The sequence below is a fragment of the Hymenobacter sp. NBH84 genome (assembly GCF_014217645.1).
GTDB classification, from domain to species: Bacteria; Bacteroidota; Bacteroidia; order Cytophagales; family Hymenobacteraceae; genus Hymenobacter; species Hymenobacter profundi.
The window spans coordinates 4,089,981-4,116,683 of the sequence record NZ_CP043644.1 but is presented as its reverse complement, the minus strand read 5'-3'; the positions used below and the strand labels follow the sequence as shown (position 1 = coordinate 4,116,683).

The following is a 26,703-nucleotide window of genomic DNA, read 5'->3' as shown; positions in this document are numbered from 1 at the left end:
GGCAGGCGAAGTTCAGAGAAGTTTATACGCTGAAAACCGACGAGCGGCCATTTAACCTACTTATCCACCACCCTGCGGCTAAATCGTGGATAACTGCCGCCCAGCGCCCCCCGTGTGCGAAGCCCGGTTCTGCCTACTCGCCCGACCGCAACCTGGTTCTACCTAACTGCCCAACTGCCCAAGTGAAGCTCGGCTCTGCCCAACCGCCTGAACGAAGCCTTTCGCTTTTCCACAGAGTTAATAACTTTTTAAATTCATTTTTTAAATTTTTCTCTTTTATCCCTGTTGTTAGGAGTGTGCATAAGTGGATAAATCGGAAGGGTTATCAACATGGCTGATAACTTGTGAATAAAAAAGCAGTTATCCACTGTCTATCAACAGGGTATGTGGATACTAAACAACAGATATTAAAGCAGTTAAATCGATTATTCACAATCCACAGGCTTGTCCACAAATCCACAATCCACACGCACATCGCAGTGTGGATTGTGGGTTTTTTAGGGGATAGTTATCCACCCTTATCCACAGCCAATTTCACCTGTAAGGGTTATTCACGGTGCAAAAAAACTTATCCGCTTTTTATCCACGAGTTATCCCCAGGTTTCCACCATATTATCCACACATTATGTGGGTTGCGGAAAAGGCAGTGGATAAATATGTGGATAAAAGGGAGGGTGCCGCACTACAAGCCCGTACGGGCACTTTTGAGTGTGAATAACTCATATAGCCGACATTCTATTCATCCTATTAAACCCAAAATCAGGGCAAGCTGCAAAAACAAAGGCCTGACTGAAAAGCCAGGCCTTGCGCTGCAACGGGGGTAGGAAAAGGGTAGGCTTATGACGGTGCTAGGTCTGAGTTGGCGGGTCCCATCAGCAGCTTGCCGTACGCATCGAAACGGGAGCCGTGACACGGGCAATCCCAGCTGGTTTCCAACTCATTCCAATGCACCACGCAACCTAGGTGCGGGCAAATGGCGGAGCACTCGTGTACCTGTCCCTGCTGGTCTTTATACACAGCCACCTTCGTGACGCCGTGCCGCAGTACGGCGCCGCTGCCGGGTGCAATAGCATCGGCTGAGGCCACGTCGCCCCCCGTAAGCAGGTCGGTATAGTCGGCTACTACGCGGGCATTTTCGCGGGCAAACTCTTTGAGCGATTCTGCTTTGAGCGTTACGCGGCCGGGGTCGTATAGCTCCGCCCAGGGGTTGGAGCGTTCCAGGATGAGGTCGCGCAGCAGCATAGCGCCCAGCGTGCCGTGCGTCATGCCGTGGCCCGAGTCGCCGGTGATGATGTACACGTTGGGCTCGTCCAGCGGATTGCGTCCGGCGTAGGCTAGGCTGTCGTTGGGCTCCAGCACCTGCCCCGACCAGCGGAAATCGATGGAAGTAATAGCCGGAAAATGCGCCCGTGTCCATTCTTCCAGGCAAGCCAGCCGGGCCTGCGGATCGTCGTGCCCCACTGAATTGTCCTCACCGCCTACAATCAATAGATCGTGCGAATCAGAATCCGGTACTGGCTGCACGCGGATGTAGTGGTACGGATCGGCCATATCCCAATACAGGGCAGTGGTAACGGCGCCACGCGGCACCTGGGCGCCCAGCGCGTAGGTGCGGTAGGCGCCCTGCTTGGTGTGCATCACTACACGGTCGATGCAGGGCGTGTTGGTGGCTACTACCACGGCCTGGGCGCGTACCTCAAAGCCTTCGGTGGTGCGCACCAGCGCTGTGTCGCCGCCTTGCACTTCGGTGGCGTGGGAGTGCGTGAAGATTTGGCCACCTTGCGCCACAATGGCTTTCGCTACCCCGCGCAGGTACTTCAAAATATGAAACTGGCCCTGGTTGGGAAAGCGCAGGCACTCGCCGGTCTGGAAGCCCTGGGTACCAGCATCAGGTAGCCACTCTACCCCGGTAAGCCCGGCGCGGTGCGCGGCGTCGCGCTCGTCCAAGAGCTCTTGGTGGGTGTTTTCTTTCGCCAGAAACAGGTAGCCATCTAAGCGGCTGAAATCACAATCAATCTGCTCATCGGCTACTATTTGCTCAATTTGGTCGATGGCAGCACCATGACTTTCGGCGGCCAGGCGGGCGCCCTCCTGTCCAAACAACTGCTCCAGCGTGGTGTAGCGGTCATCCAGCGCATTGGAAAGGTGAGCTGTGGTGCGGCCGGTTTCGCCGCTGGCTATTTCACCATCTTCCAGCACGGCTACGCGCTTTCCTTCTTTGCCCAGCAGGTAGGCCGTGGTAAGACCGGCAATGCCCGCACCTACCACTACCACATCTACCATGAGGTTTTGGCGTAGGGGCGAAAAAGCAGGTAGCGCTTCGGTGGTGGCAAACCAGGTAGACTGGGTAGCACCGGAGGTGTGGGTAGGGTCGATGGTGTCGGACATGGCGAAGGAAGTGGGGTACCCCAGCACGTACGGGTAGGGCGGAGCGGTAGTTAACGACGAGCTTGCGCCTTACCCATGCGCATAAGCAGACGCCTGCAAGAATGCCATCAATAAAAAAGCCCCTGCCATACGTAGGCAGGGGCTTTGAGTCCGAGAAAACAATTCTAAAAGACCAGCTTAATCTCTTCCTGATCCCACCCGGCCCGCACAGGTTGTAGCACTGGGCCGAGGTAAATCGGCTCGGGAGGCACTTGCAGATTCGGGTCGCTGCCCTGCCAGGTGCCGTCGTTGTTGGCGTCGATGAGCACCCGCAGGCGGTAGGTGCCGGGCGGCAGGTTATCGAAGCGGAACGTCTTTTTGGGGCTTTTGAGCACTGCTATCGGCTGGGCTTTCTGGTCAATTACCTGCACCTCGTAGCTGGTATACTTGGTCTGTATGGTACCCGACAACGACCCAGAAGCCGGCTGCTCGCTCACGCCCAGCTTCAGCGGCCGGAAGCCCAACGACTGCCCCGTGACGGCCTGAATGTTGGTACTATCAAACTGAAAAACCAGCGTTTTCTCGGCCTTGGTATCCAGGTTAATGGTTAGCTCCGTGCGGGTATCGTTCAGGCGGCCGTCTTTGGGTAGGCGCAGGGGGCGTTTGGCTGCGGTAGAGTCTTCAGTGAGGGTAGCAAAGGGCTTGTCTGGCGCAATGCGTACGGGCACCGCGAACTTCACCCGCACCTGACCCTGGCGGTACACTTGCTGCGGATTGCCTTCCACGGCGTAGCCTACTGCCCGGCGCGTTGGTTCTTTGCCCTGAAAGCGCACGTCGAGGGTGTCGCGGCCTACGTTGCCGGCACTATCGGCGGCCGTGAGTACGTAGCGGCCCTCCGTAAAGGTGGGCGTTTTGAAGACTAATAGCGTCTTGCCCTCCTCAGCTAGCAATATGCCTTGGTTGAGGGTAGCCGTGTCGGGGCGGGCGGCGGTGCCGGGCAGTGGAGCCAGGCGCGCCCGGCTTACTCCCTCGTTGAAGGATACCTTGAACCGGGTAGGCTCGGGCTGCTGACCAGTAATGAGCGCCCGGCGGGCGTCGGGGCGCACCAGTTGTAGGCGCACCGAGTCGAGTGTTTCGCCTACCTGAATGGGCTCGGGGAGGTAGGCAATTTTCTCCCCGTCTTCATAGCGGAAGCTCTGGTTTTTATCCACCAAAGCATACAGCCGGTACGGGCCTGCCTTCAGGTTTTCCAGAGTGAAAGCGCCGGATTTGTCGGTGCGAGTGAGGTAGTAGGGCCTACCCTTGCGCACCGAAAAGGCGGTGTCGTTGGCGGGGTATAGCATCACGGAGGCATTCTCGGCAGGCTTGGTCGTGAGCAGGTCCGTCACCACGCCGCGCACCATGCCCGAGTCGAGCTGCGGGCCGGTACTGAACGCCAGCCGCACGTTTTTGGCCTTGTTCTTCTCGGTGATATCCACTACGGCATCCCCAAAGTTGAAGGAGTAGGTGGTATTCGGCGCAAACGGCTTATCGTAAATCAGCGAAATAGCCGTGCGGTCCTCGCGCACTTTGTAGTGGTTCTCATCCGGAATCAGCGGGGCCACAATCAGGTTTTTGGCTAAGTCCTGCAACTGCACTTCCTCCGAGAACTCCAGCCGAATGGTTTGGGTCGTCACGTTGCGGGCGCCCTGTTCTGGGTTAGTGCTCACCAACTCGGGCGGAACCAGGTCGCGTGCACCACCATCGGGCGAGGCAATGGTAGCGCAACCGCTCAGCAGCGCCATACCGGCTACCCACCGTATCCAACCAGCACGCACAAATTGCATCATAAATAAACAGACAAAAACAGTGACGGCGGCACGAAGCGTAGGCTTCGCTCACCGCCGCCCACTATCACTCAACTTAACAATCAACTACATAGCCCCTCCCCTACCCCATTGGGGAACAGGCTTAGCGCCGAGTAGCTACGTAAATCAGGCTGGAATATTGCCCGCCGTGCTGGGCCGCGTAGCGGTTCGACTGGTAGCCGGCTTTCAACACGGCCAACATGCCCTGGCCCTGCTCGGCGCGGTGTTTCTCGCTGAGCATGCTCACATAATAGGCATCCAAGGCCATGGGTAGGGTTTCGCGCACCTGCATTTTGTGCTTTTTCAGCAACTGACGCATGGTATTGGGCGCAAAATGGTAGAGATGGCGCGGCACGTCGTAGGCTGCCCAATCCTGGCGGTAGTGCTGGGCGTCGAGGCTTTCTACGTTGGGAACGGCAATGATAAGCACACCCTCCGGCTTCAAGAGCTGAATGAGCTGGCGCAGGGTTTCGTTCAGGGTATGAACGTGTTCCAATACGTGCCACAGCGTAATCACGTCGAAGGAGCCGGCCGGTAGCTTGCCGAGGTCTTCGGGCGTGCCCACGTTGGCCCCTACCCTACGCATCGCCTCTTCGCGGGCGCGGGGGTTGGGTTCCAGGCCGTGCACCTGCCAGCCGTCGGTCTTGGCCGCCGCTACAAAATGACCCGTACCGCAGCCGTAGTCTAGCAGTTTGCCTTTGCTTGGCACCAGCCGATTGAGCAGAGCCACTTTGCGTCGTAGGGTAAAAAAGCGGGCTACTTTATACGCTTGGTTGATGAGGCCAGCCGCGCCGCTGTTGTGCGACACATATTCATCCGACTCGTAGTAGCGCCCAATATGGGCCGCATCGGGGCGCGGATTGGTGAGCTGAAATTTGCACGCCGTACACTGCTGAATAGCGAAGCTCTCCTTGCTCACCGACTTATCTTCAACCACCAGCTTATTCTGGAAGTCCGATTTCCCGCACACCGGGCAAGCCTCTAAACGTTCGTAAGACACAGAAATGAGATGTTGAATAGTAAGCGCATGAACGTCGTGCTTCATCTGGCGTCCGCGCAGCCGAAGCATCTCTACCGCAATAGTAATTCTTATTGAGAAAGATTACGGCTGCAGTAGAGATGCTTCGGCTGCGCGGACGCCAGATGAAGCACGACACGCTCTATCACTTAACACAAAAACTATCTACCCAAGTACACCATCAGCACCGAAACGTCGGCTGGTGAGACGCCACTGATGCGGCTGGCCTGGCCCAAGGTTTCGGGCTGAATCTTGAGCAGCTTCTCGCGGGCCTCGTGCGAGAGGGCGGGCATAGCCTTATAGTCAAGCCTACCCTGAATTACGAAGTTTTCCAGCTCCTGCACGCGGGCGGCTTGCTGGTGTTCCTTGGCTAAGTAGTTCTCGTATTTCACCAAGATAATGGCCTGCTCCAGCGCCTCGGCGCGGTAGGGAGCCAGCGCCAGCGTGAGGCCGGGCAGTACGCGGGTGAGGTCGGCCAGCTCCACGTTGGGGCGGCGCAGCAAGTTCACGGCGCGGGTTTTCTCGTGGATGGTAGCCGAGCCCAGTTCCTCCAACAGACTGTTAATTTCGTGGGGCTCGATGGCAAACTTGCCTAGCAGCGTCAGCACCTCCTGGGTTTGCTGTTCCTTCTGGCGCACCAGTTCCATACGCTCCTCCGACGCCAAGCCCAGCTCGTAACCCAGCGGCGTGAGGCGCAGGTCGGCGTTGTCCTGTCGCAGCAGGATGCGGTGTTCGGCGCGGCTCGTGAACATGCGGTAGGGCTCGTCAGTGCCTTTGTTCACCAGGTCGTCGATGAGCACACCGATGTAGGCCTCGCTGCGCTTGAGCACGAAGGGCGCCTTGCCGTGCACTTTGTTGTGCGCATTGATGCCGGCCATCAGGCCCTGGCACGCGGCTTCCTCGTAGCCCGTGGTGCCGTTGATCTGGCCCGCGAAGTACAGATTCTTGATCCGCTTGGTTTCCAGCGTGAGGCTGAGTTGGGTAGGCGGGAAGAAGTCGTACTCGATGGCGTAGCCAGGCCGGAACATCTTGGCATTCTCGAAGCCCGCAATCTTGCGCAGGGCGCGATACTGCACGTCCTCGGGTAGGGACGAGCTGAAACCATTCACGTACACTTCCACCGTGCTCCAACCCTCGGGCTCCACAAAAATCTGGTGGCGGTCCTTGTCGGCAAAGCGGTTGATTTTGTCCTCCACACTGGGGCAGTAGCGCGGCCCCAAGCCCTTGATGCGGCCCTGAAACATCGGCGACTTCTCGAAACCCTCGCGTAGGATTTCGTGCACCTCGGCGTTGGTGTAGGTGATGTAGCAGGGGCGCTGCTTGCTGAGGGCGGGCGTGTCGAGGTAGGAGAATTTGCTGGGCACGTCGTCGCCGGCCTGCTCCTCCATTTTGGAGTAGTCCAGGGAGCGGCCGTCTACGCGGGGCGGGGTGCCGGTTTTCATGCGGCCAGCCTCAAAGCCCAGCTCCTTCAGCTGCTCCGTGATGCCAGTGCTGCCGCGCTCGGCAGCCCTACCCCCACCAAAGTTCTTTTCACCGATGTGAATGAGACCGTTTAGGAAGGTGCCATTGGTGAGCACCACCGACTTACCCCGGAACTCAATGCCGAGCTGCGTTTTCACGCCTACCACCGTATCGTTTTCCACCACCAAACCCAGCACGGCTTCTTGCCAGAAGTCTACGTTGGCAATGCCTTCCAGCGTGAGGCGCCATTCCTCGGCAAAGCGCATCCGGTCCGATTGCGCCCGCGGGCTCCACATGGCGGGGCCTTTGGAGCGGTTCAGCATCCGGAACTGAATCATGGTTTTGTCGGTGATGATGCCCGACTGCCCTCCCAAGGCGTCTACCTCGCGCACAATCTGCCCCTTGGCTACCCCGCCCATGGCAGGGTTGCACGACATCTGCGCGATGGTGTTCATGTTCATAGTCACCAGCAGCACTTTCGAGCCCAGGTTGGCGGCAGCGGCGGCAGCCTCGCAGCCCGCATGGCCCGCGCCTACCACAATCACATCGTATTCTTCTTGCTGAAACATGCCTTCTTAATAGAATTTTTTCGCCCGGAGTTCACGCAAGCTTGAAAGGCGAGTTTGAGAGTGTTAAAAACCCAGCAAACACCTCTACTTGCGAGTGGATACCCTTCACTGCGAAAAGCGTGTGCAAAGATACAATTCAGGCAGTTAGTCTAGTTCCTGCTCGTCCCAATCAAGCATCAGCTCAGTGGCTTGCCGGTTCACCTCTTCCCAGGTAAATGGGAGCCACTGGTCGCGTAGGCAGTTGAACACCTCCGTAGCAGGTAGGCAGGGAAACAGCTTGTAGTCGAACTTGGGGTAATCATGCACTAAGTAGCCAGGGTAGTAATACTGCATGTGCTGCTGGCGGGCGTGGTTTATTTTCAACAGCATCAGGTACTTGCCTAGACTGTTTTTGCGGTAGGCAGGGTCATAGAAATTCATGATGCCGGCCAAGCTGCGCGTGCCGCTATCGAAAATACCGGCCGCAATCAGCTGCCCGTTGTCGCGCACTTCCAGCACCTCGGTGGTGAAGATGTTATGGGTAGCGCCGGCCAGCAGAAAGGCCTCCACAGTAGGCGGCGCGTCGAAGGTGATGGAGGCGCGGTACTGCGCGTACAGCATCTCGTATTCATCGGTAAGCCGGAAAGGCCGGATGGAAACGCCGAACGGCTCGTTTAGGCGCAGCAAGCGGCGCTGCTCCGGCCCCCACGTCACGTTGTCGAGCGCCAGTCGGAGCCAATGCACCGTGTGCAGCATGTCGTTGATGGGTAGAAAACGGCACGTGAATAAGTCCTGATGCATCCGGTAATAACCCTGGCCCAGGTAATAATCCAGCATGTTGCCCGGAATAATAGGAAATGGAGGGGGCACGGCGGACATAGAAAGATAACGTGGGTAGGGATTGTCATTCCGAGCAGCGCGAGGAATCTGGATAACTGGCCTCGGCGAGACTTGCTCAGATTCCTCGCGCTGCTCGGAATGACAACGGGTAGGCAACAATACAGAAAACGCCCGCATTTCGGCGGGCGTTCCTGAAAAATCAATCCATAAAAAACGGATGCAAAACGCCTAGAATGTGCGTAGCAAGAGGCAGTCGTCTTCCTTTTTGCGCATGGCTGTCTGGCTCAGCAAGTCCTTATCGGCGTAGCCCAGCAGGTGTAGCACACCGTGAATCATTACGCGGTGCAATTCGTCGCGGAACGTGACGCCCAATTGCTGGGCATTTTCGCGGATGCGCTCCACCGAAATGAAAATGTCGCCCTCAATCACATCCGAAGTATCCGAGTTATCGAAGGTGATAACGTCGGTGTACGTGTCGTGGTCAAGGTACTCCACGTTCACCTGGTGCAAGTACTCGTCAGAGCAAAAGATGTAGGTCAGCTGAACGATTTCGTGCTCGTGCACCGCCGCAATCCGCTCAATCCAGGAGGTGAGTTCGGCAGCGTCGGCCAACTCGAAATCCACTTCCTCTACGATAAACTCGATGCCAGGCGTTTCGTGGCGCGGCTCCTCGTGCAAAAACTCGTCGTGTTCAGCTGTGTTCATACCAGGGCTTAGGCCGTGACGTGGTCAGATGGAGAATCGGAAGTGGCAGGCGCAGGGGCGAGTAGGAACGTGAGTTGCACGTTGCGACCCTCCTGGGTGAACTCCACCTCGTCGGCGAGGTGGCGAATGAGGAAGATACCGCGGCCACCGGGGTTTTCTAGGTTTTCGGGAGCCGTGGGGTCCAGTAGGTTATCGTAGTCGAAGCCTTCGCCTTCGTCCTGTACTTCAAACTTCAGACGGTCCTGATCTACGTAAAGCGACAGAAATACGTTCTTGTCCTTGTCGAACTTATTTCCGTGCCGGATGGCGTTGTTCACCGCTTCGGTGACGGCCACCATAATGTTGCCGTAGATGTCGTCTTCAATATGGAAGGTATCCTTCGAATTGTCGATGAAACTTTCCACTACTCGGATGTTCTCGACCAGCGAAGGAATTTGAATTTTAACCTGCTTCATAAGGGGTTGGTAAGAGGGGCAGCGGCGGTAAAAATAAGGAGAGCTATTTCATTTTCTGAAAATATTCACTGACCTCCCGCTGATAATAGGGCGTGAGGGCGGGCGGAACGGTACGGAGCAGCTCGGTTTGCCAGGTTTTCTGCTGCTTGTATTTTTCAAAAGCAGGCGGAAATACCGGCGGGCGGTTCTGCGCCGTTTGCGCTTCCCGACGTTCTTCCTGATCGCGCTCCTGGGCCGATTTCTCGGCTTCCAGTAAACGAGTAAGGATTTGTTGCTGGCGCATAATGGTTTGCTCCGTCAGCCGCTTGTTTACGAGGTCGGTTTCGGTTTGTTCCATCATTTTTTTGAGTTCGCCGGTACCGCTTCCACCGCCCTCGCCTTTGCCTTCCTTGCCGCCGGGCTTCATCTGGTCCATTTTCTGCAAGGCGTCGCGCAGCATTTGCTGCTGCCCAGCTAGTTTGGCTAGTTCTTCGGACAGCGCCCTACCCGATTTACCACTCTGTTGGAGCTGCTGAATCTGCTGGTTGAGCTGCTGCTGCATGCGGCCCAGCTGGCCTTCGCCGGCGCTGCTACCCTTCTTCTTTTTGCGGCCGGGCTTGCCGCCGCCCTGCTGCTGCTGTTGCTGGCTTTGGCGCTGCTGTTCCTGCATTTGCTTCAGGGCGTCGTTCAGCATCAGGGCCAGGTTGTTCATGCTGGTCATGGCCTGCTGCTGGCTGGCGGTGGCGCGGCGCACATCGCGCTGCTGGATGTGGTTCATCGACTCGTCCATGCGGCCGTTCATCTCCCCTACCTCCCGCGTCACGAAGCTCTGGAGCTGGAACACTTTTTTGGCTAAGGCATAGAGCGAATCCTGCACCACGCGGGCGTCGTCGCGGAGCTTGCGTTGCTGCTGGCCTAGCTGCACAAAGCGCGGGTCCTGCTGGTCTACCTGCCGGAACTGCTTCATCACGCCTTCCTCGTCGAAGCTCAGCTTGAGCAGATTTTCCAGGATGTCGCGCAGGCCGTCGATGTTCTGCTGTTGCTGGTCCTGCTCCTCCTGGTCCATCTGCTGTTGCATTTCCTGGGCCATTTGCTGCATTTTCTGAGCGGCTTGCTTCTGGGCCTGGCTGGCCTTTTGGTTCTGATTTTTTTGGAGTTGCTGCTGGCTTTCCTGCATCTGCTGGTCTACCTGCTGTTGCTCCTGCTTCATCTCATCGGCCTCGTTTTCGCCGCCCAGCTGCTCGTCCATTTTCTTCAGGTCCTGCAAGTCCTGCTTGATTTCCTCAAACTGCTCCTTGGCCTGCTGCTGCTGCTGTTTCAGCTCCTCGTTCTTTTGCTTCTGCTGCTCGTTGCTGAGCTTATTGTCCTGGTTGCTCTTGTCGTTTTGCTGGGTTTGCTCGGCTAGTTTCTTTTGCTCCTCAGCTAGTTTTTGCAGCTTGTCGAGGGCAGCGTCCTGCTTCTGCTCAAACTGCAATTGCTTGAACATCTCTAAAGCCCGCTCCAACTCCTTCTGCAAGGTTTGCTCTTTGTTTTCGAGCTTTTGCAGAAGTTGCTGCATGTCCAGCTGGTTGTGGTCTTGCTGGTTTTCCAGGAGCTTTTGTAGCTCTTCGTAGAGCTTCTTGGTTTCGGGGTCCAGCAAGGTTTCCATCAGCTTTTGCAGCTCCTGCGCCTTTTCAGCCAGTTCCTGGCTTTTGGGGTCCAGCTCATTTTGCTGCTGCATCATCTGCTCGAAGGCCTGTTTCATGTCGGCCAACTGCTGATCTACCTGCTTCTTTTCTTGCAGCATATTCTGCAACTGCTTGCGGTCCTGAAAGCTCAGCTCGCGCTTGGTTTTCAGCTTGTTGTCGGTTTTAGCCATTTCGCGCTCCAGCTGTTTGCTCTGCTCGCCGGCACGGCTCAACTGGTTCTGCACTGCCGCCGACTTCTGCGCCAATTGCTCGCGCTGGGCCGCCCGCGAGGGTAGGCGGTACTCGGCCTGCCGCGTGCGTGCCGACTTGGGGCCGTGCACGCCATCGTTGTCCCACACCTGCACGAAGTACTCCAGCCGGTCGCCGGGCTTCAGGTTGAGGGCGCGCACGTCCCACTGGTAGGCATAGGCCTGGGCCGTACCAGATTGCAAGGGTAGGGCGCGGGTCTTGTAGGGTGCGCCGGGGCTGCCGCCCGCCACGCGGTAGTGCAGTTGCAGACGCGAGAGGCCGTAGTCGTCGCGCACGGTACCGCCCAGGGCCAGAAACTGCCGGGCCGTGGTGTCGGCAAAGGTTTCCAGGGTGATGTCAGGGGCCTGGTCGGGTAGGGCCGTGAGCTGGTATTGGATCGGGTCGCGGTTGAGGCTGGCGGGGTTGCGCAGGCGCACCAGGTAGGGCTGGCTACGCATCACCCGCCGCGAGGCCGTGAACTCGTCACCGTCGGCAGCGGCCGTCACGGTTTCGTTGGGGTTTTGGAAAACGAGTTGCAATTCGTCGGTGGCTTCGGTGGCGAAGTTCCACTGCACGGTGCTACCCTCCGGCACGGTCAGGTTGCCGGTGTTGCGAATGGTTTCGGCAGCTTTGCCCAAGTAGGCAGGGTAGGAAACGCGCACCGAAAAATCGCGCAAATCAGGCCGCTGGCGCACGCGCAAGTCGTACTCATCGGAGGTGAAACCGGCAGCGGCTAACTGAAAGGAAATGTTCTTCTGCAACTGCTTGAACTCGTAGCGGTAGCGGCCGTTGGCTTGCTTGCTAAGGTGCCGCTCCCGGCCATCGTAGCGAACCGTAATATCGTTGGGTAGGGCGTCGCCTTCTACAGCTACTTCCAAGGCAAAGTCTTCGCCCTTAAAGGCTTGCAGATTCTTATTCTCTACCACAAACCGAAACGGCGCGGGCGGCGAGTAGGCGCGGTTATAATGCAAAATGCGCTCCGTGCCTTGCACGAACAGCGCCGGGTACACCAGCAGCAGCAAGGCAATAATGCCCGCCGGTACGGCCACGTATTTCCACAACGGCCGCGTCTGGGTTTTGAGGTCAATGCCCTTCGTGAACTCAAAACCGGCGAGCTGACCAGCGCGCTGCTCCAGGCTGGCGGCAATCAGGGCGTTTTCGCGGGCTTGGCCTTGCAGCTGTAAGGCGTTCAAGAGCTTGTCTTGTACTTCTGGAAACAACTCCCCTACCCTACTAGCGGCTTGCTCGTCGGAGAGTAGGCGCCGCAGGTTAGTGAGGGCGGCCAAGGGATGCCAAATCCAGCGCACAAAGGCGTACACTACTAAGCCAAGAAAGCCAAATAGCAGCCCGCCGCGCACCCAGGTGGGCAGGTACAAAAAGTACTCGAGCAGGTTGAAGACCACAAATAAGGTCAGCAACAGGCCCAGGGCTACCAGCCCGCCGCGCACCAGCAGGCTCAGGTAAAACTTGCGCTTAAAGGCTTCCAGCTGGTCCAGCACCCGTTGTAGGGCTGGCAGCGGCGGCGTTGTAGTATCTCTGTTTTCCACTAGCGATAGGACTCAGTTCGGTTCAGGCAAGATACGGATTTGCCCGCCGGTATGAGAACGACAACGGAGGGTAGGAAAATTGTTCCGGAGGGGCGTATGGTACTGTAGGGGCGCCTTGCAGGCGCTCGTCGTTGAACGGCTTGGCCCCACACTTACGCACAAAGCCCTACCCTCAGCAACGACGGGCACCTGTAAGGCGCCTCTACAGCACCACGAAGGCCGGGCAATGGTCGGAGTGTACCGCGTCAGGCAGCAGGCCGGCTTCCAGAATACGCGGCTCTAACTGTTTATCTACCAGCAGGTGGTCGAGGCGCCAGCCTACATTGCGGGCGCGGGCGCCGGCGCGGTAGGTCCACCAGGAGTAGTGGGCGATGGCGTCGCCGTGATGGTGGCGGAAAGAGTCGGTGAAGCCATCGGCCAGAAAATCCCGGAACCACTGGCGCTCCTCGGGTGTGAAGCCGGGGCTCTGCTGGTTGGCTTTGGGGTTGTGCAGGTCGATGTCGGTCTGACAGCAGTTGAAGTCGCCGCCGATGATGAGCGGGGGCACGCCGGCCACTTGCAGCTCGCGCACGTAGCGCCGGAAAAAGTGCAGCCACTCTACTTTAAATGCCTGCCGCTCCGGCCCGCTGGTGCCCGAGGGCATGTAGGTATTCAGCACCGAAAAGTCGTCGAAATCCAGCCGTAGCACCCTACCCTCCGAGTCGTAATCGGCGGTGCCGCAGCCTACGGCGACGTTGTTGGGCTTCACTTTTGAGAACGTAGCCACGCCACTGTAACCCGGCTTTTCGGCTGGATGCAGGTAGGCGTGGTAACCCAGGTCGGCAAAGCCCGCCACATTCAGGGCATCCCTACCCGCTTTAATTTCCTGTAAACACAGCACGTCGGGCTGGACTTGGGCTACCCAATCGAGTAGGCCTTTGCTCAGGGCTGAGCGCAAGCCGTTGACGTTGTAGGTGATGATGTTCAAAATGAGGATAATTTTTTGTCATCCTGAACGCAGCGGAGCGTAGTGAAGGACCTTATCACGCTGGCGCGAGCCGTTATTGTAATGGTTGTTCTTACGTGATAAGGTTCTTCACTACGCTCCGCTGCGTTCAGGATGACAGCCTTAATTACTCGTCTTCCAGCGAATCAAAATACTCCACAATGTGCCATTGCAGCATGCGCTCTTGCTCCTTAAGGTTAGCAAAAGGCACGGGGCGCACCAGGCGGTAGTGCGGCCAGCCTTCTTCATCCACGCGCTCCAGCTCGTAGTAGCCCGAGATGCTGAAGACCCGGCAGGTAGCAATGTGCATCAGGTCCTGTTTCTGCTCTTTGGTGAAGGGTCCCGCACCCTGGCCCAGCTCCTGCACACCAATGAGCAGGAGCATGGCGTTCAGGTCGGGCTTCTTGCCGAAGCGGGCCTTCATCTCGTTGCGTAGCTTCAGCCAGCGGTACTCAAAATCCGCTTCCGATTCGTGTTCCATCATACGTTGGCAGCGCTAGCGGCTTCTTCTTTCAGCACTTCCCAGTACTCCACGGCGCGGCGGAAGTGCGGAATCACAATGCTGCCGCCGATGAGGTTGGCAATGGCAAAGACTTCGTAAATCTCAGTGTCGGTTAGGCCTTCTTCGTGGCACTTACCCAGGTGATATTTGATGCAGTCGTCGCAGCGCAACACCATGGAGCAGGCCAGGCCAATCATCTCCTTGGTCTTCACATCCACGGCGCCTTCCTGGTAGGTGTTGGTGTCGAGGTTGAAGAAACGCTTGATTACCTTGTTATCAGCCGCCATGATCTTATCGTTCATCTGTTGGCGGTAGTCGTTGAATTCGGTGACGAGGGACATAGGGTGCGAGTAGAATTCGGTTCCGTACCGCTCAAAGGGCGGAGAGGAACACGAGTGGTTGATTGTAGGAATGAAATCCAAAATTAACCACAAACGCCGCTCTTAGTTACATCCGCGGCTCAACGAACCTCAAACTCGACGGTGTACCTCCTTTCAGGAATTTCACCTATCTGCTCATTATTTTGATAAAGTGCGATAGGGGTAGTGAAGGAGGAATAATAGCGGCCAACGGGGAGAAACTGTTTAGACAGCACACTACAAAAGTGGGTAGTGGTCAGCACTGTGCTATCTGCTACCCACGGAATCTGTATGGTTTGACTGCCGTGAGCTGGCAGCACATGTCCTCCCTAATAAGTACAGAAGATGCTATTATAGGGCTTGCGCTCGGCGCTGCTACCTCGCTTGCGTACTTCACAGAAGCGCTGATCAAGAAAAATAGGGTTGTCTAGTAGGAGCATCTGATCTGACTGGTTCGTGATCTGAAGCATAAATACCACATTTTCACCTGCCTTGAAAACAGAGGTTTGCTGACCTTGAGTGTTCAGCACCACGAAGCGTACATCTACCTGACTCTGTACTACGTCAGCATCCTCCTTACATCCTTCGAGTAGCAACACCGAGCTTATCGCCGCAATGGCCATGTATTTGTATGGAATCATTGATATACAGATAGGTAGAAGTAAAAGGAGCGCAGAAAGAAGAGTTGATTATGCGATAAATAGTTGCATGAAAAGAAAGCAATAAGCTGATTTTTATTCAGTTACGCCTAAAAATCCAATAAACTCTGAGCTTAAAATTCAAACTCCCATACCCACCGTGCTACTCGCCCCGCTTGCCGACTTCGTTTCCCTGCTTTTCCCGCGTGTGTGTCTGGCCTGCGATGAACCCTTGGCGCGGGGCGAAAACCATATCTGCACCGGCTGCCGCGCTCAACTGCCCTACACCGACTACCATCTCCTACCCCCTACCGACAACCCCTTGGCCCGGCGCTTTTGGGGCAAAGTGCCCGTAGCGCACGCGTTTAGCTATCTGCGGTTTCTGCGGCGCGGCCGGGTGCAGCACCTGTTGCACCAGCTCAAATACCGCGGACAGCGGCACGTAGGTGTGGTGCTGGGCGAGTGGTACGGTGCTGAGCTGCGTCAGCACGGTCTGCACGAAGCCTTCGACTTAATTGTGCCAGTGCCGTTGCACCCGCGCAAGCTGGCGAAGCGCGGCTATAATCAGTCTGATTGCGTGGCCGAGGGTTTTGCTAACGGCTTGCAACTCCCGTGGCACGCCCATGCGTTGCGCCGCACCGAGCATACCAGCTCTCAGACCCGCAAAACACGCCTGGAGCGGTGGCAAAACGTAGCCACTGTGTTTGAGGTAGCCACGCCCGAGCTAGTAGCCGGCCAGCGTATCTTGCTGGTAGATGATGTGCTGACGACTGGTGCCACCCTCGAAGCCTGTGCTGCCGTGCTGCTAACAGCCGGCGCCAGTAGTGTCAGCATTGCTACCCTGGCCTGCGCCGATAGGTAGGGCTATGCCAACGGGCGCCGTACTTTTGCGGTTTCGCTTGTTATAAATGTATGCCGATTTCTGATCTGACCCTGTACGACCCTTTCGAGGGCATGCGCTTTGGCCCTGAGCAATGCTTTTTGTGTGGCACGCCTACTACACCCCCTACCGATGCCGTGCCGGTGTTTGCACCGTGGCTGATGGAGCGCTACCACCTGGCCGAGCGGCCTATTCAGCTGCTCGATCAAAGCATCACTACCTATCAAAACCTCACCATCTCGTGCTGCGCCCGCTGCCGCACCCAGCACGTAGAGCCGCTGGAGGCGCAGGTAGCCGAAGCCGCCGCAGCCGGATTGGACGGCCTGCGGGCACTAGACGAGAAAACGCTGTTCCTGTGGTTGGGTAAGATGTTCTACGGGGTGCTGGTCACGGAACTGCTCACGGAGCTGAATCCGCTGATTAAGCCACGCTACCCGCTGGCCGAAAACGCCCAAATGTTCCGCCGCTTTCAGGCGTATTTCCAAACGTTGCAGGCCCTGCGCGTGCCCGTGGAGTTTGATGATTTTGTGCCGGCGTCCATCTTTATTCTGGAAGCCGATGCCACGCAACCTGCCCTACCCTTCGAGTACGACGACGACCTGACCACCATGGTGTTCAGTATCAAACTCGATAATGCGGTGATTACGAGCTGCTTGGTCGATAACGGGATTATTCGCCAAGCCATGCGCGGTATCTATCAGCAGGCCCAGCGGCCGCTACACCCGGCCCAGATTGCCGAGTTTAAGGCGCGCGTGTACTATGCGGCCTACCTGTTCAATGTAGTGCCCGACTACTTCGCTCGACCCGTGCAAGCCGGCGACGACCACGTAGTAATGGATACCCTGATAGATGATGTGACGGGGCCAGTTTTCAACCCCTGGGACAACAGCGGCTACGGCCAGGCGCTGCTGGAAATGTGGAAGCCGTGGCATATTCCGCTGGCGGAAATCATGCAAAATCCAGCGCAACCACTTAGCTATCTGTATGATGAGGATGGAAACCCGCAACCGGTAGAAAAGGTAGCGGAGCTGCTGGCGCAGCGTCCCGAGGATAAAAGCCGGCTTAACTAGCCTGCCATTCGGGGAGTACGGGCGGCGTGTCTTCCACCTTCTTGATGGTCACGTCGTCCCACTTGCCGTATATTTTTTCGTGCCGGCCTACCAGCAAGTCAATCGTGCGGTGCAGGCGGCGGTTCATGGTGTCGTGGATGACATACACGCCATCTAACTCTGGCGAAATGCCTTTCACGCGTACGGAGTCACCGAAATCAAATTTACCACCCCAGTTCTTCAGCATGTCCCGGGAAAGGGCCATCCAGCGCCGTTTGCTGGTGTGATGACGCGAGATGCGTGAGTTATCGGCCGTAACAAACGGTTCACTATCCGTCTGATTTTTCCTAGCAGAGTAGACCGTTGCTGTTACCCGGTACGAAGTCAGACGGCGCGGTGTGTGGTGTACCAGGGGCACCAGGCGGGGTAGCAGCAGTGCTACCGGACGTGGGCTCAGTTGGGCTACCGTAGAGGGTAGGGCCGCCGGTTGCATGATAACGCGGGGCGGAAAGAGGAACGTGAGCAGAAATAAAGCAATGGACATCAAGGTAGCTTTAGTGGACTCTTGCTTAGCCTGAAGAGGGTAGGCAGCCGGCAAATTCCGGCTAACAAGAAAGGCAATCTGCAGCGAAAAACGCTTGCAAAGCCAATGTGTTCAGAAGAGATGGAGAAGCCTGATTAAGCTAGTAAAGCAGGAAAAGAGGCGATTTAGCTGCTTGTTAACAGTAATAAGCAGGACATTTATCACCTGCTTGCTGGCAAAGGTACAACTATTTATTAATTGAATCCTGTGGAGCCGTTGCGACGGGTTGTGCTGCAAGGCAAAGCGAAGGTAAAAAAAGCGTGCTAAAAAAATTAGCGTCAGGGTGCCGTTGTTATTCCATTCTTTGAGGTGCCATAGTACGGCGCATACGCCATAGGGTTTGGCATAGAAGTAAAAAATTGACTTGGATTGGTCCTAACGCCGTTTGTCGAGCGCCGTATGAGAAGAAGTTTTCCTTGCGCTATAGCCCTTTTCCTCACCTCCATTTCTCCCCTCTATGCTTTCTTATTTTTCTTTTGCTCACCGCCGTGCAAGCTCACTTGCCGTAGCTGGTGCGCTGGCACTGCTGGCTGCTAGCTGCTCTTCTCCTACCCCTGGTACTACCATGGCAGACAATGCCGCCAACGATACCACGGCGCTGGTAGGGCGGGCCGCAGCTCCTAAAGGCGATGCTAACTCCCCGCTGCAAATTGTGGCCGCCTTCCGCGAGCCGCAGATTGTGGGCGTAGCTGTGCTGCCCGACGGCCGCGTGTTTGGCGATTTTCCGCGCTGGGATAACAACCCGGTGTTCCCCATTGCCGAAGTTGGGGCCAACAACTCCCTCAAACCCTACCCCAATGCAGCGTGGTGCACCTGGAACGAAACGGTGCGCAACGAGCCCCAGAAGCACTGGATTTGTCCGCAGAGCGTATACGCCGACCGCGCCGGTATGCTGTGGGTGCTCGACCCCGCCTCGCCCGGCCTGAAAGCCACCGTACCCGGCGGCCCGAAGCTGGTGAAAATCGACCCCAAGACGAATACGGTCGTGCAGAACATCGCTTTCCCCGAGAATGTAGCCCCGCGCAAGTCCTACCTCAACGACGTGCGCGTGGACACGCAGCAGAACTACGCCTACATCACGGAGTCGGGTGAGGGTAGTTTGGTGGTAGTAGACCTGGGCTCGGGCAAAGCACGCCGGTTGCTGGTGAAGCACCCCTCGATGGTAGGCGACACCACCCTGAATATTAAGGCCGATGGTAAGCTATTGGTGGACCCTACCGGCAAACAGGGCCAGTTCAACGCCGACGGCATTGCCCTGAGCCAAGACGGGCAGTACCTCTACTGGAAGCCGCTGACCAGCTACGCCCTGTACCGTATCAAAACCGAAGCGCTGCGCAATACCAGCCTAAGCGACGCACAACTGGCCGCGCAGATTGAAGACCTGGGCAAAGTACCTGCCTGCGACGGTATGATTCTCGACGCGCAGAACAACCTTTACTTGACGGCTTTTGAAGATCATTCCATCAAGCGGCGCACGCCGGCGGGCAAGATTGAAACCGTAGTGCAGGACCCCCGCCTGGAGTGGCCGGATACGTTTGCATTCTCCGCCGATGGCACTACTTTATATGTAACGAACTCGGCCATCCACAAAACACCTACCTGGAGCAAAGGTGTTGGCCAACAGGATCAGCCGTATCATATCTTTAAAATGAGTCTGCCCAAGTAAAGACAGATAAATGCATATGTTTTTGAAAGCCTTTTCCGCCAGGAAAAGGCTTTTTTTTATTACTTATAGCCTATAACCTCGTAAGAATACAGAGTTCAATTTGCAGTATTACTGTAAAGTTTTGATTGTAAAGTTTATTTGAAAACACGAATATGAGTTTTTGACTTCTATTCAAGTACTTTACTTTTGCTTTCAACTCACATAGCGCCCTTACCTCACCCCCACCTATGGATGCTTACTCCTATATCGCCAACGCGCACGGCGAGTATATCGACCAACTGTACCAAGCGTACAAGCAGGACCCCGATTCGGTAGATTTCGGCTGGCGAAAATTCTTCGAGGGTTTCGACTTCTCGCAGCAATATCCCGCCGATGGCGAGACGCCCGTTGCAACCAACGGCACGGCTACGGCTGCCCCGTCTACGCCTCCCGCCCCCGCTGCGCCTACCTTAGAAGCCATTCCGGAGCAGCGTCCCGGCTATGGCGTGCTGAACACCAGCGCTTCTACCGATGATGCCGGCGCGTTGCGCAACAGCAACGAGGCCGCGCCGGATAAGGAAACGGCCGTGCGTAACCTAATCTACGCCTACCGCAGCCGCGGCCACCTGTTGGCCAAAACCAACCCGGTGCGCCAGCGCAAAGACCGCAAAGCCCGCCTCGATCTGGCGAACTTTGGTCTGAGTGAAGCCGATTTGGACACGCCGTTCCGCAACGGCTCTATTTTGGGATTGGGTGAGGCGCCTACCCTGCGCGAAATTATTGCTGGCTTGCAGTCCATCTACACCGGCACGGTGGGCTTCGAGTACATGTATATCCGCGACCCGCAGGTGCTGGACTGGTTCCGCACGAAAGCGGAGCACGACGCGCTGAACTTCAACCCTTCGGACGATTACAAGAAGCGGATTCTGCGCAAGCTGAACGAAGCCGTAGTGTTCGAAAACTTCCTGCATACCAAGTTCCTGGGGCAGAAGCGCTTCTCATTGGAAGGCGGCGAAACAGCCATTCCAGCACTTGATGCCATCATTGAAAAGGGTGCTGAGTTGGGCGTGCGCGAAGTGGTGATTGGCATGGCCCACCGCGGCCGCTTGAACGTGCTGGCCAACATCATGGGCAAAACGTACGAGCAGATCTTCTCGGAGTTTGAAGGTACGGCCAAGCCCGACCTAACCATGGGCGACGGCGACGTGAAGTACCACATGGGCTACTCGTCGGAGGTAGACACCGAATCGGGCCACCAAGTGAACCTGAAGCTGGCGCCCAACCCCTCGCACCTGGAAGCGGTGAACCCCGTGGTAGAAGGTCTGGTGCGCGCCAAGATTGAGCACGAGTACCAAGACGATTATCACAAGATCCTACCCATTCTCATCCACGGCGATGCTGCCCTGGCTGGCCAAGGCATTGGCTACGAGGTAACGCAGATGTCGCAGCTGGAAGGCTACAAGACGGGCGGTACCATTCACTTCGTCATCAACAACCAGGTAGGCTTTACCACAGATTTCGAGGACGCCCGCTCGTCTATCTACAGCACAGATCTGGCGAAGATTATCGACGCGCCCGTGATTCACGTGAACGGCGACGACCCCGAGGCAGTCGTATTCGCTGTGCGCCTGGCTACAGAATACCGCCAGCAGTTCCACGCCGATATTTTTGTGGATATGGTGTGCTACCGCCGCCACGGCCACAACGAGTCGGACGAGCCGAAGTTCACGCAGCCTACCCTCTACAATATCATCTCGAAGCACAAGAACCCGCGCGAGATTTACAACGCTCGCCTGGTAGAGCGCGGCGACGTAGACGCGGAGTTGGCCAAGCAGATGGACCGCGAGTTCCGCGACCTGCTGCAAGCCCGCCTCGATCAGGTGAAACAGCAGCCCCTACCCTACAAGTATCAGCCTCTGGAAAATGAGTGGCGCAACCTGCGCCGCAGCACCAACCAGGACTTCGAGCAGTCGCCGGAAACGGGTGTGAGCGAGGAAACGGTGCAGAAGGTAGGCGAGGCCTTGACTACCTTACCCGAAGGATTCAAGCCCCTCAAGCAGATTGATAATCTGCTGAAGGAGCGTCGCAAGATGTTCTTCGAGACGCGGCAACTGAACTGGGCCGCCGGCGAACTGCTAGCCTACGGCTCGTTGCTGGCCGAAAATCACATTGTGCGTGTGAGCGGCCAGGACTGCCAGCGCGGCACGTTCTCGCACCGCCACGCCGTGCTGCACGACGCCGAAACCTCGGCGCCCTACAACTCGCTCAACCACCTGAAAGGCGACCACGAAAACCTGCGCATCTACAACTCGCTGTTGAGCGAGTATGCGGTGTTGGGCTTCGAGTTCGGCTACGCCATGGCCAACCCCACCGCGCTGGTGGTGTGGGAAGCCCAATTCGGTGACTTCGCCAACGGTGCCCAGACGATGATTGACCAGTTTGTGGTGTCGTCGGAAAGTAAGTGGCAGCGCATGAACGGCGTGGTGATGCTCCTACCCCACGGCTACGAAGGTCAGGGCCCCGAGCACTCCAACGCCCGCCCCGAGCGCTTCCTGCAACTGGCCGCCGAGAATAATATTGTGGTAGCCAACATTACCACACCTGCCAACTTCTTCCACGCCCTGCGCCGTCAGTTGACTTGGGAGTTCCGCAAGCCGCTGGTGGTGATGTCGCCGAAGTCGATGCTGCGCCACCCACTGTGCGTGTCGCCGGTGGAGGACTTCACGTCGGGCCGCTTCGAGGAAGTGCTGGGTGATGACTATGCCGATGCCAAGAAGGTGAAGCGCGTGTTGCTGTGTTCGGGCAAGGTCTACTACGATCTGCTGGACGAGCAGCAGCAGTCGGGCCGCACCGACGTGGCAATTGTGCGGATGGAGCAGCTGCACCCCTTCCCCAAAAAGCAGCTGGATGCCGAGCTGGCAAAGTATCCCAAAGCCAAGATCTACTGGGTACAGGAAGAGCCCGAAAACATGGGCTACTGGAACTACCTGCTGCGCTTCATGCGCCGCGAGTTGGAAGACGTGGTAGCCCGCAAAGCCTCAGCCTCGCCTGCTACCGGCTACAACAAAGTGCACGTGAAAGAGCAGAAAGACTTGGTAGCGCGTGCCTTCGACAAGCCCCGCGAAGAGGTAGCCGACGAGAACATCAAGGAAACCGTAGAAGAAGCCAAGAAGCTCGATTAATTCAGTTGCCTACCCGGCTGCTGGCTCTCAGTCAGCAGCCGGGTAGAAATGCTTATCCCATCGCCCCACAACCCTTAACTCTCCCACCTATGGGTCTGGAAATTAAAATACCCGCCGTTGGCGAATCCATTACGGAAGTAACCATTGCCAAATGGTTGAAAAAAGACGGCGAAGCCGTGAAACGCGACGAAATCATTGCCGAGCTGGAATCGGATAAGGCAACGTTTGAGTTGCCCGCCGAAGCTGATGGCACGCTGAGTATCCAAGTAGCTGAAGGCGAAACGATTGGCATCGGAACAACGATTGCCGAAATCGGTGGTGCCAATGCCCCGGCGGCAGACGCTACCCCAGACGCTACGAAACCCGCTGCGACTCCTGCTGCTGCACCTAGCAACGACCCCATCTCTAAAGGCGAGGAAAACCCCGCGGCCAGCGACCAAGCCGGCTACGGCGGTACGCCCGAAGGCAGTGATACATCGGACGCGGCTCCTGCCGAAGTTCCCAGCAGCGGTGGCGCTATCGAAATGAAGATTCCGACAGTAGGCGAATCCATCACGGAAGTAACCGTATCGAAGTGGCTGAAGCCCGACGGCGCCCAAGTGGACCGCGACGAGGTAATTGCCGAGCTGGAATCGGACAAGGCCACGTTTGAGTTGCCCGCCGAGGCAGCCGGCACCCTACGCCACGCCGTAGGTGAAGGCGAAACTATTGCCATTGGTACCGTAGTAGCTCGCATCGAAGGTGGTAACAGTGGCGCTTCAGCGGCCCCGGCTGCTGCGCCGGCCAGTGCGCAAGCTGCACCTACCCCATCGCAACCTGCTGCCAACGCTGGCACTACCTCCTACGCTACGGGCACGCCTTCTCCGGCTGCCGGCAAAATTCTCGGCGAAAAAGGTATCAACGCTGCCGACGTGCAGGGTAGCGGCCGCGACGGCCGGATCACCAAGGAAGACGCCCAAAACGCTCAAGCAAAGCCCGCTGCTCCCGCACCGCAGGCTGCCCCAGCGCCAGCCGCTCCGGCCCCTGCCGCCTCTGAAACTGCTACCGGCAACCGCAACTCACGCCGCGAGCGGATGAGCAACCTGCGCAAGACGGTGGCCCGTCGCCTGGTGTCGGTGAAAAACGAAACGGCCATGCTCACCACCTTCAACGAGGTGAACATGCAGCCGATTATGGACCTGCGCAACAAGTTTAAAGACAAGTTCAAGGAGAAGCACTCGGTGGGCCTCGGCTTCATGTCGTTCTTCACCAAAGCGGTGTGCGTAGCCCTGAAAGAGTGGCCCGCCGTGAATGCCCAAATCGACGGTGGCGACATCGTGTACAACGATTTCTGCGACATCAGCATTGCAGTATCGGCTCCCAAAGGCTTGGTAGTCCCTGTCATTCGCAATGCCGAGGAGTTATCGTTTGATGGTATTGAGAAGGAAATCGTGCGCCTTGCTGGCTTGGCCCGCGACAACAAGCTGACCATTGAGCAGATGACCGGCGGCACGTTCACCATCACCAATGGCGGCGTATTTGGCTCTATGATGAGCACGCCCATCATCAACGCGCCGCAATCGGCTATTCTGGGGATGCACAACATTATCCAGCGCCCCGTGGCCGAGAACGGGCAGGTAGTGGTTCGCCCTATGATGTACCTAGCCCTGAGCTACGACCACCGCATCATCGACGGCCGCGAGTCGGTATCGTTCCTGGTGCGCGTGAAGGAGTTGCTCGAAGACCCTACGCGTCTGCTGCTGGGTGTATAAGGTAGGAAACACAAAAACGAAGCGGCCGCTCACCAGATGGTGAGCGGCCGCTTCGTTTTTACTAAATAATGATCAGCAGATTAGGCACCCGATGCCATGCTCATCATTTTCAGTTTGGCTTCTTCAGCTTTTGAGCCGGAAAAATGTTCTGCTACCGTACCGTAAAATAAGTTTACCCAACGCTGAAAGTTGGGGCTGGTAACTGGTAGAACCAGGTTGTGGGGAATGGCTTCGCCGTTGACATCCGTTCTGCCACTCAGCAACGTGCTACTCCAGTACTGATACATGGAGGTGAGGTGGTAGGGCCAGTGAATACGAGCCATGGCATTGAACGCCGGGGCTAATACTTCGTCGTTGTAAAGGTGCTGACAAAAAGAGTCGACCAACGTCTTGATGTCCCCTTCCGTACGGATGTCGGGCAAAGTGGTAGTAGCCATAGCGGTCAGGAAAAGATTAATTGTGGGTAGATGTATTTCCGAGATACGTTATTATCGAGTAGGAGTTGCGGCAACGAAGGTACAAATGAATTAACTTAAAAGTTATATATATTATCAGTAAAGTTTTATTGACGAGTTTCGATGTATAAGATTAGAGTGAATAGATAAGCCATTGTTCAGCAGTTGATTGTAGGAAAACAAAAAGCTGTTGTCGCTTCGAACAGTCAGCATAGTTTCGAGAAGCTCTATTTTAGAGCCTGGTTTCGTTTTGTTACTTTTCTTATTGCCTGTGGAGCATGTTATTCTGGGGATTAACTGTAGCGGTTTTCATGCCTCTGCGTGTTTGCTAAGTCCCGATGGGCTCGTGCAGGTTGCCATTGCCGAGGAGCGGCTTTCCCGCGTGAAGCAGGATAAGTCGTTTCCGCGTCGGGCTATTACCTATTGCTGTGCTGCCGCAGGTAGGAAGATTACGGACGTTACTGACGTTTTCGTAGGCTGGAACCCTGCGCCCTACCTTGCGCAGCCTACCCTCACCACCACCGAAGCCTTGCGCGACCGGAGCCAACTGGCCCAACTCACTCTAAACGAGCTAGCCGCCCTACGCACCGATGTGCGCGGCGTGCAGCAAACGCTGCTCGGCGAACTGGGTAATACCACGCGCTTGCACTACGTAGACCACCACCAGGCGCACTTGGCCAATGCGCTGCGGCAGTCAGGATTTGGAGGTGAAGCTGATTTTTTGGTAGCCGATGGCTTTGGCGAAACTACCACCGGGCTGCTGGGCACTGTCCAGGGTGGCACGGTGCGCGAGCTAGCTGCCAACCGCACGCCGCATTCGCTGGGCCTGTTCTACGCCGCTTTCACCGATTTCCTCGGGTTTCGGCCCAACAGCGACGAGTGGAAGGTGATGGCACTGGCGGCCCGTGGCAACTGGCGCACCTATTATCAACTGCTTCGCCCGCTCATCACCGTAGAAGGGCTGCATTACGAAATTGACCTGCGCTACTTTGAGTTTTTCCTGTTTTTCACGCCCCGCTACTACTCACCTAAGCTAGAGGCCCTGCTAGGCCCAGCCCTACCCACCGGCGCACCACTTACGCAGCGCGAATACGACATTGTGGCGGCCGTGCAGCGCATTACGGAGGAGGTAGTGTTTGAGCTATTAACTAATCTGCACGCCCAAACTGGTCAGCGGCGTTTGGTGCTAGGCGGCGGCGTGTTGATGAATTCGGTGCTCAACGGCAAGCTGCGTAGCCACACACCTTACCAGGAAATCTTCATTGGTGGCACGCCCGATGACACTGGCATCAGCTTGGGTAGCGCCTTATATGGTTTTCAGCAGCTGACAGGAAACCCGCCCGGCACAGGAAAGGCTGCCCGGCACAATTTCTTTGGCCGCGCATATATGGAGGAGGAAATAGCCGCTGAGCTACACCGCTGCCGCCTACCCCACCAGCGCCCCACGGACGTAGTTGCTGCCACTGCCGATCTGTTGGCTGCCGGCCAAGTGGTCGGCTGGTTTCAGGGAGCATCGGAGCTGGGGCAGCGGGCCTTGGGCCACCGCAGCATCCTGGCCGATCCTACCCTCCCCGATATGCAGGCGCGCGTGAATGCCAGCGTGAAGCACCGCGAGGCCTTCCGGCCTTTTGCGCCGGCCGTGCCCGAGGAGCGCCAGGATGAGTTCTTCGAGTTGCCCGCCGGTGAAACGTCATACTTCATGGAACGCGTGTTTCCACTGCGCCCCGAAGCGCGCCTGCGCCTACCCGCCGTAACGCACGACGACGGCACGGGTCGCCTGCAAACCGTGCGCGCCGCTGATAATGCATTGTTTCATCAACTACTGTTGGCGTTTGAGCAACGGCGCGGTGTACCGGTGTTGCTCAATACGTCGTTCAACGTCAACGGTATGCCCCTGGTAGAGTCGCCGGCTGATGCGCTGGATTGCTACTTTCAGTCGGGGCTGGATGCGCTGGTGCTGGGGCCGTTTCTGTTGCGGAAGCAGTAGGGTG

General features: G+C 57.0%; 19 protein-coding genes and 1 pseudogene. 6 read left to right on the top strand and 14 right to left on the bottom strand.

Going from position 1 to position 26,703, the window contains the following annotated elements; genetic code table 11:
* Positions 1–837: 837 nt before the first annotated feature.
* The 12 genes and pseudogenes from F1C16_RS17265 to F1C16_RS17210 form a co-directional block, all read right to left on the bottom strand.
* Entirely contained in the window at positions 838–2,388 is a 1,551-nt protein-coding gene (locus tag F1C16_RS17265; RefSeq protein ID WP_185281844.1) for an FAD-dependent oxidoreductase, read from the bottom strand.
* A gap of 1,415 nt (positions 2,389–3,803) precedes the next feature.
* Positions 3,804–4,151, bottom strand: a pseudogene (locus F1C16_RS23390) (Ig-like domain-containing protein); the annotation flags it as partial.
* Positions 4,152–4,317: 166 nt separating this feature from the next.
* Positions 4,318–5,214, bottom strand: a complete 897-nt coding sequence (locus F1C16_RS17255; RefSeq protein ID WP_185281842.1) for a bifunctional 2-polyprenyl-6-hydroxyphenol methylase/3-demethylubiquinol 3-O-methyltransferase UbiG — start codon at positions 5,212–5,214, stop codon at positions 4,318–4,320.
* 179 nt (positions 5,215–5,393) lie between these two features.
* Complete coding sequence (mnmG, locus tag F1C16_RS17250) at positions 5,394–7,262, bottom strand: tRNA uridine-5-carboxymethylaminomethyl(34) synthesis enzyme MnmG (protein WP_185281841.1); 1,869 nt, start codon at positions 7,260–7,262, stop codon at positions 5,394–5,396.
* Positions 7,263–7,406: 144 nt separating this feature from the next.
* A complete protein-coding gene (locus tag F1C16_RS17245) occupies positions 7,407–8,120 on the bottom strand; it encodes a GNAT family N-acetyltransferase (protein WP_258048948.1) in 714 nt (237 codons plus the stop codon).
* 189 nt (positions 8,121–8,309) lie between these two features.
* Positions 8,310–8,786: an rRNA maturation RNase YbeY gene (gene ybeY, locus F1C16_RS17240; protein WP_185281840.1), complete on the bottom strand. Its 477-nt coding sequence runs from the start codon at positions 8,784–8,786 to the stop codon at positions 8,310–8,312.
* 8 nt (positions 8,787–8,794) lie between these two features.
* The gene (locus F1C16_RS17235; protein ID WP_185281839.1) at positions 8,795–9,241 is read right to left on the bottom strand and encodes an ATP-binding protein; all 447 of its coding nucleotides are present in this window, start codon (positions 9,239–9,241) and stop codon (positions 8,795–8,797) included.
* A 43-nt stretch (positions 9,242–9,284) separates the two neighbouring features.
* Positions 9,285–12,683, bottom strand: a complete 3,399-nt coding sequence (locus F1C16_RS17230; RefSeq protein WP_258048947.1) for a DUF4175 domain-containing protein — start codon at positions 12,681–12,683, stop codon at positions 9,285–9,287.
* Positions 12,684–12,885: 202 nt separating this feature from the next.
* On the bottom strand, positions 12,886–13,650 hold the full coding sequence (locus F1C16_RS17225) for an exodeoxyribonuclease III (protein ID WP_185281838.1): 765 nt from the start codon (positions 13,648–13,650) through the stop codon (positions 12,886–12,888).
* A gap of 145 nt (positions 13,651–13,795) precedes the next feature.
* On the bottom strand, positions 13,796–14,149 hold the full coding sequence (locus F1C16_RS17220) for a hypothetical protein (protein ID WP_185284378.1): 354 nt from the start codon (positions 14,147–14,149) through the stop codon (positions 13,796–13,798).
* Positions 14,149–14,511 (bottom strand): carboxymuconolactone decarboxylase family protein, encoded by a 363-nt coding sequence (locus F1C16_RS17215; protein ID WP_185281837.1) that lies wholly within the window; start codon positions 14,509–14,511, stop codon positions 14,149–14,151. The genes F1C16_RS17220 and F1C16_RS17215 overlap by 1 nt, the downstream gene beginning before the upstream one ends.
* Positions 14,512–14,858: 347 nt before the next feature.
* On the bottom strand, positions 14,859–15,170 hold the full coding sequence (locus tag F1C16_RS17210) for a hypothetical protein (protein ID WP_185281836.1): 312 nt from the start codon (positions 15,168–15,170) through the stop codon (positions 14,859–14,861).
* Between the two features lie 157 nt (positions 15,171–15,327).
* Here F1C16_RS17210 and F1C16_RS17205 point away from each other — a divergent pair, with 157 nt between their 5' ends.
* Positions 15,328–16,029, top strand: a complete 702-nt coding sequence (locus F1C16_RS17205) for a ComF family protein (protein WP_219733347.1) — start codon at positions 15,328–15,330, stop codon at positions 16,027–16,029.
* A gap of 50 nt (positions 16,030–16,079) precedes the next feature.
* Complete coding sequence (locus F1C16_RS17200; RefSeq protein ID WP_258048946.1) at positions 16,080–17,117, top strand: hypothetical protein; 1,038 nt, start codon at positions 16,080–16,082, stop codon at positions 17,115–17,117.
* Here the strand turns inward: F1C16_RS17200 and F1C16_RS17195 are convergent.
* Complete coding sequence (locus F1C16_RS17195) at positions 17,110–17,640, bottom strand: hypothetical protein (RefSeq protein WP_185281835.1); 531 nt, start codon at positions 17,638–17,640, stop codon at positions 17,110–17,112. The genes F1C16_RS17200 and F1C16_RS17195 overlap by 8 nt on opposite strands.
* Positions 17,641–18,136: 496 nt before the next feature.
* Here F1C16_RS17195 and F1C16_RS17190 point away from each other — a divergent pair, with 496 nt between their 5' ends.
* From F1C16_RS17190 to odhB, 3 genes are all read left to right on the top strand, one after another.
* Positions 18,137–19,345 carry an SMP-30/gluconolactonase/LRE family protein gene (locus F1C16_RS17190; protein ID WP_185281834.1) on the top strand — a complete coding sequence of 403 codons (1,209 nt, stop codon included), beginning with the start codon at positions 18,137–18,139 and terminating at the stop codon, positions 19,343–19,345.
* A gap of 227 nt (positions 19,346–19,572) precedes the next feature.
* The gene (locus F1C16_RS17185) at positions 19,573–22,506 is read left to right on the top strand and encodes a 2-oxoglutarate dehydrogenase E1 component (RefSeq protein WP_185281833.1); all 2,934 of its coding nucleotides are present in this window, start codon (positions 19,573–19,575) and stop codon (positions 22,504–22,506) included.
* A gap of 89 nt (positions 22,507–22,595) precedes the next feature.
* Positions 22,596–24,257, top strand: a complete 1,662-nt coding sequence (odhB, locus tag F1C16_RS17180) for a 2-oxoglutarate dehydrogenase complex dihydrolipoyllysine-residue succinyltransferase (RefSeq protein WP_185281832.1) — start codon at positions 22,596–22,598, stop codon at positions 24,255–24,257.
* A gap of 80 nt (positions 24,258–24,337) precedes the next feature.
* Here the strand turns inward: odhB and F1C16_RS17175 are convergent, their stop codons facing one another.
* On the bottom strand, positions 24,338–24,694 hold the full coding sequence (locus tag F1C16_RS17175; RefSeq protein ID WP_185281831.1) for a group III truncated hemoglobin: 357 nt from the start codon (positions 24,692–24,694) through the stop codon (positions 24,338–24,340).
* A gap of 289 nt (positions 24,695–24,983) precedes the next feature.
* On the opposite strand from F1C16_RS17175, the gene F1C16_RS17170 reads away from it, so the two are divergent.
* Positions 24,984–26,699 (top strand): carbamoyltransferase C-terminal domain-containing protein, encoded by a 1,716-nt coding sequence (locus F1C16_RS17170; protein WP_185281830.1) that lies wholly within the window; start codon positions 24,984–24,986, stop codon positions 26,697–26,699.
* Positions 26,700–26,703 lie beyond the last annotated feature (4 nt).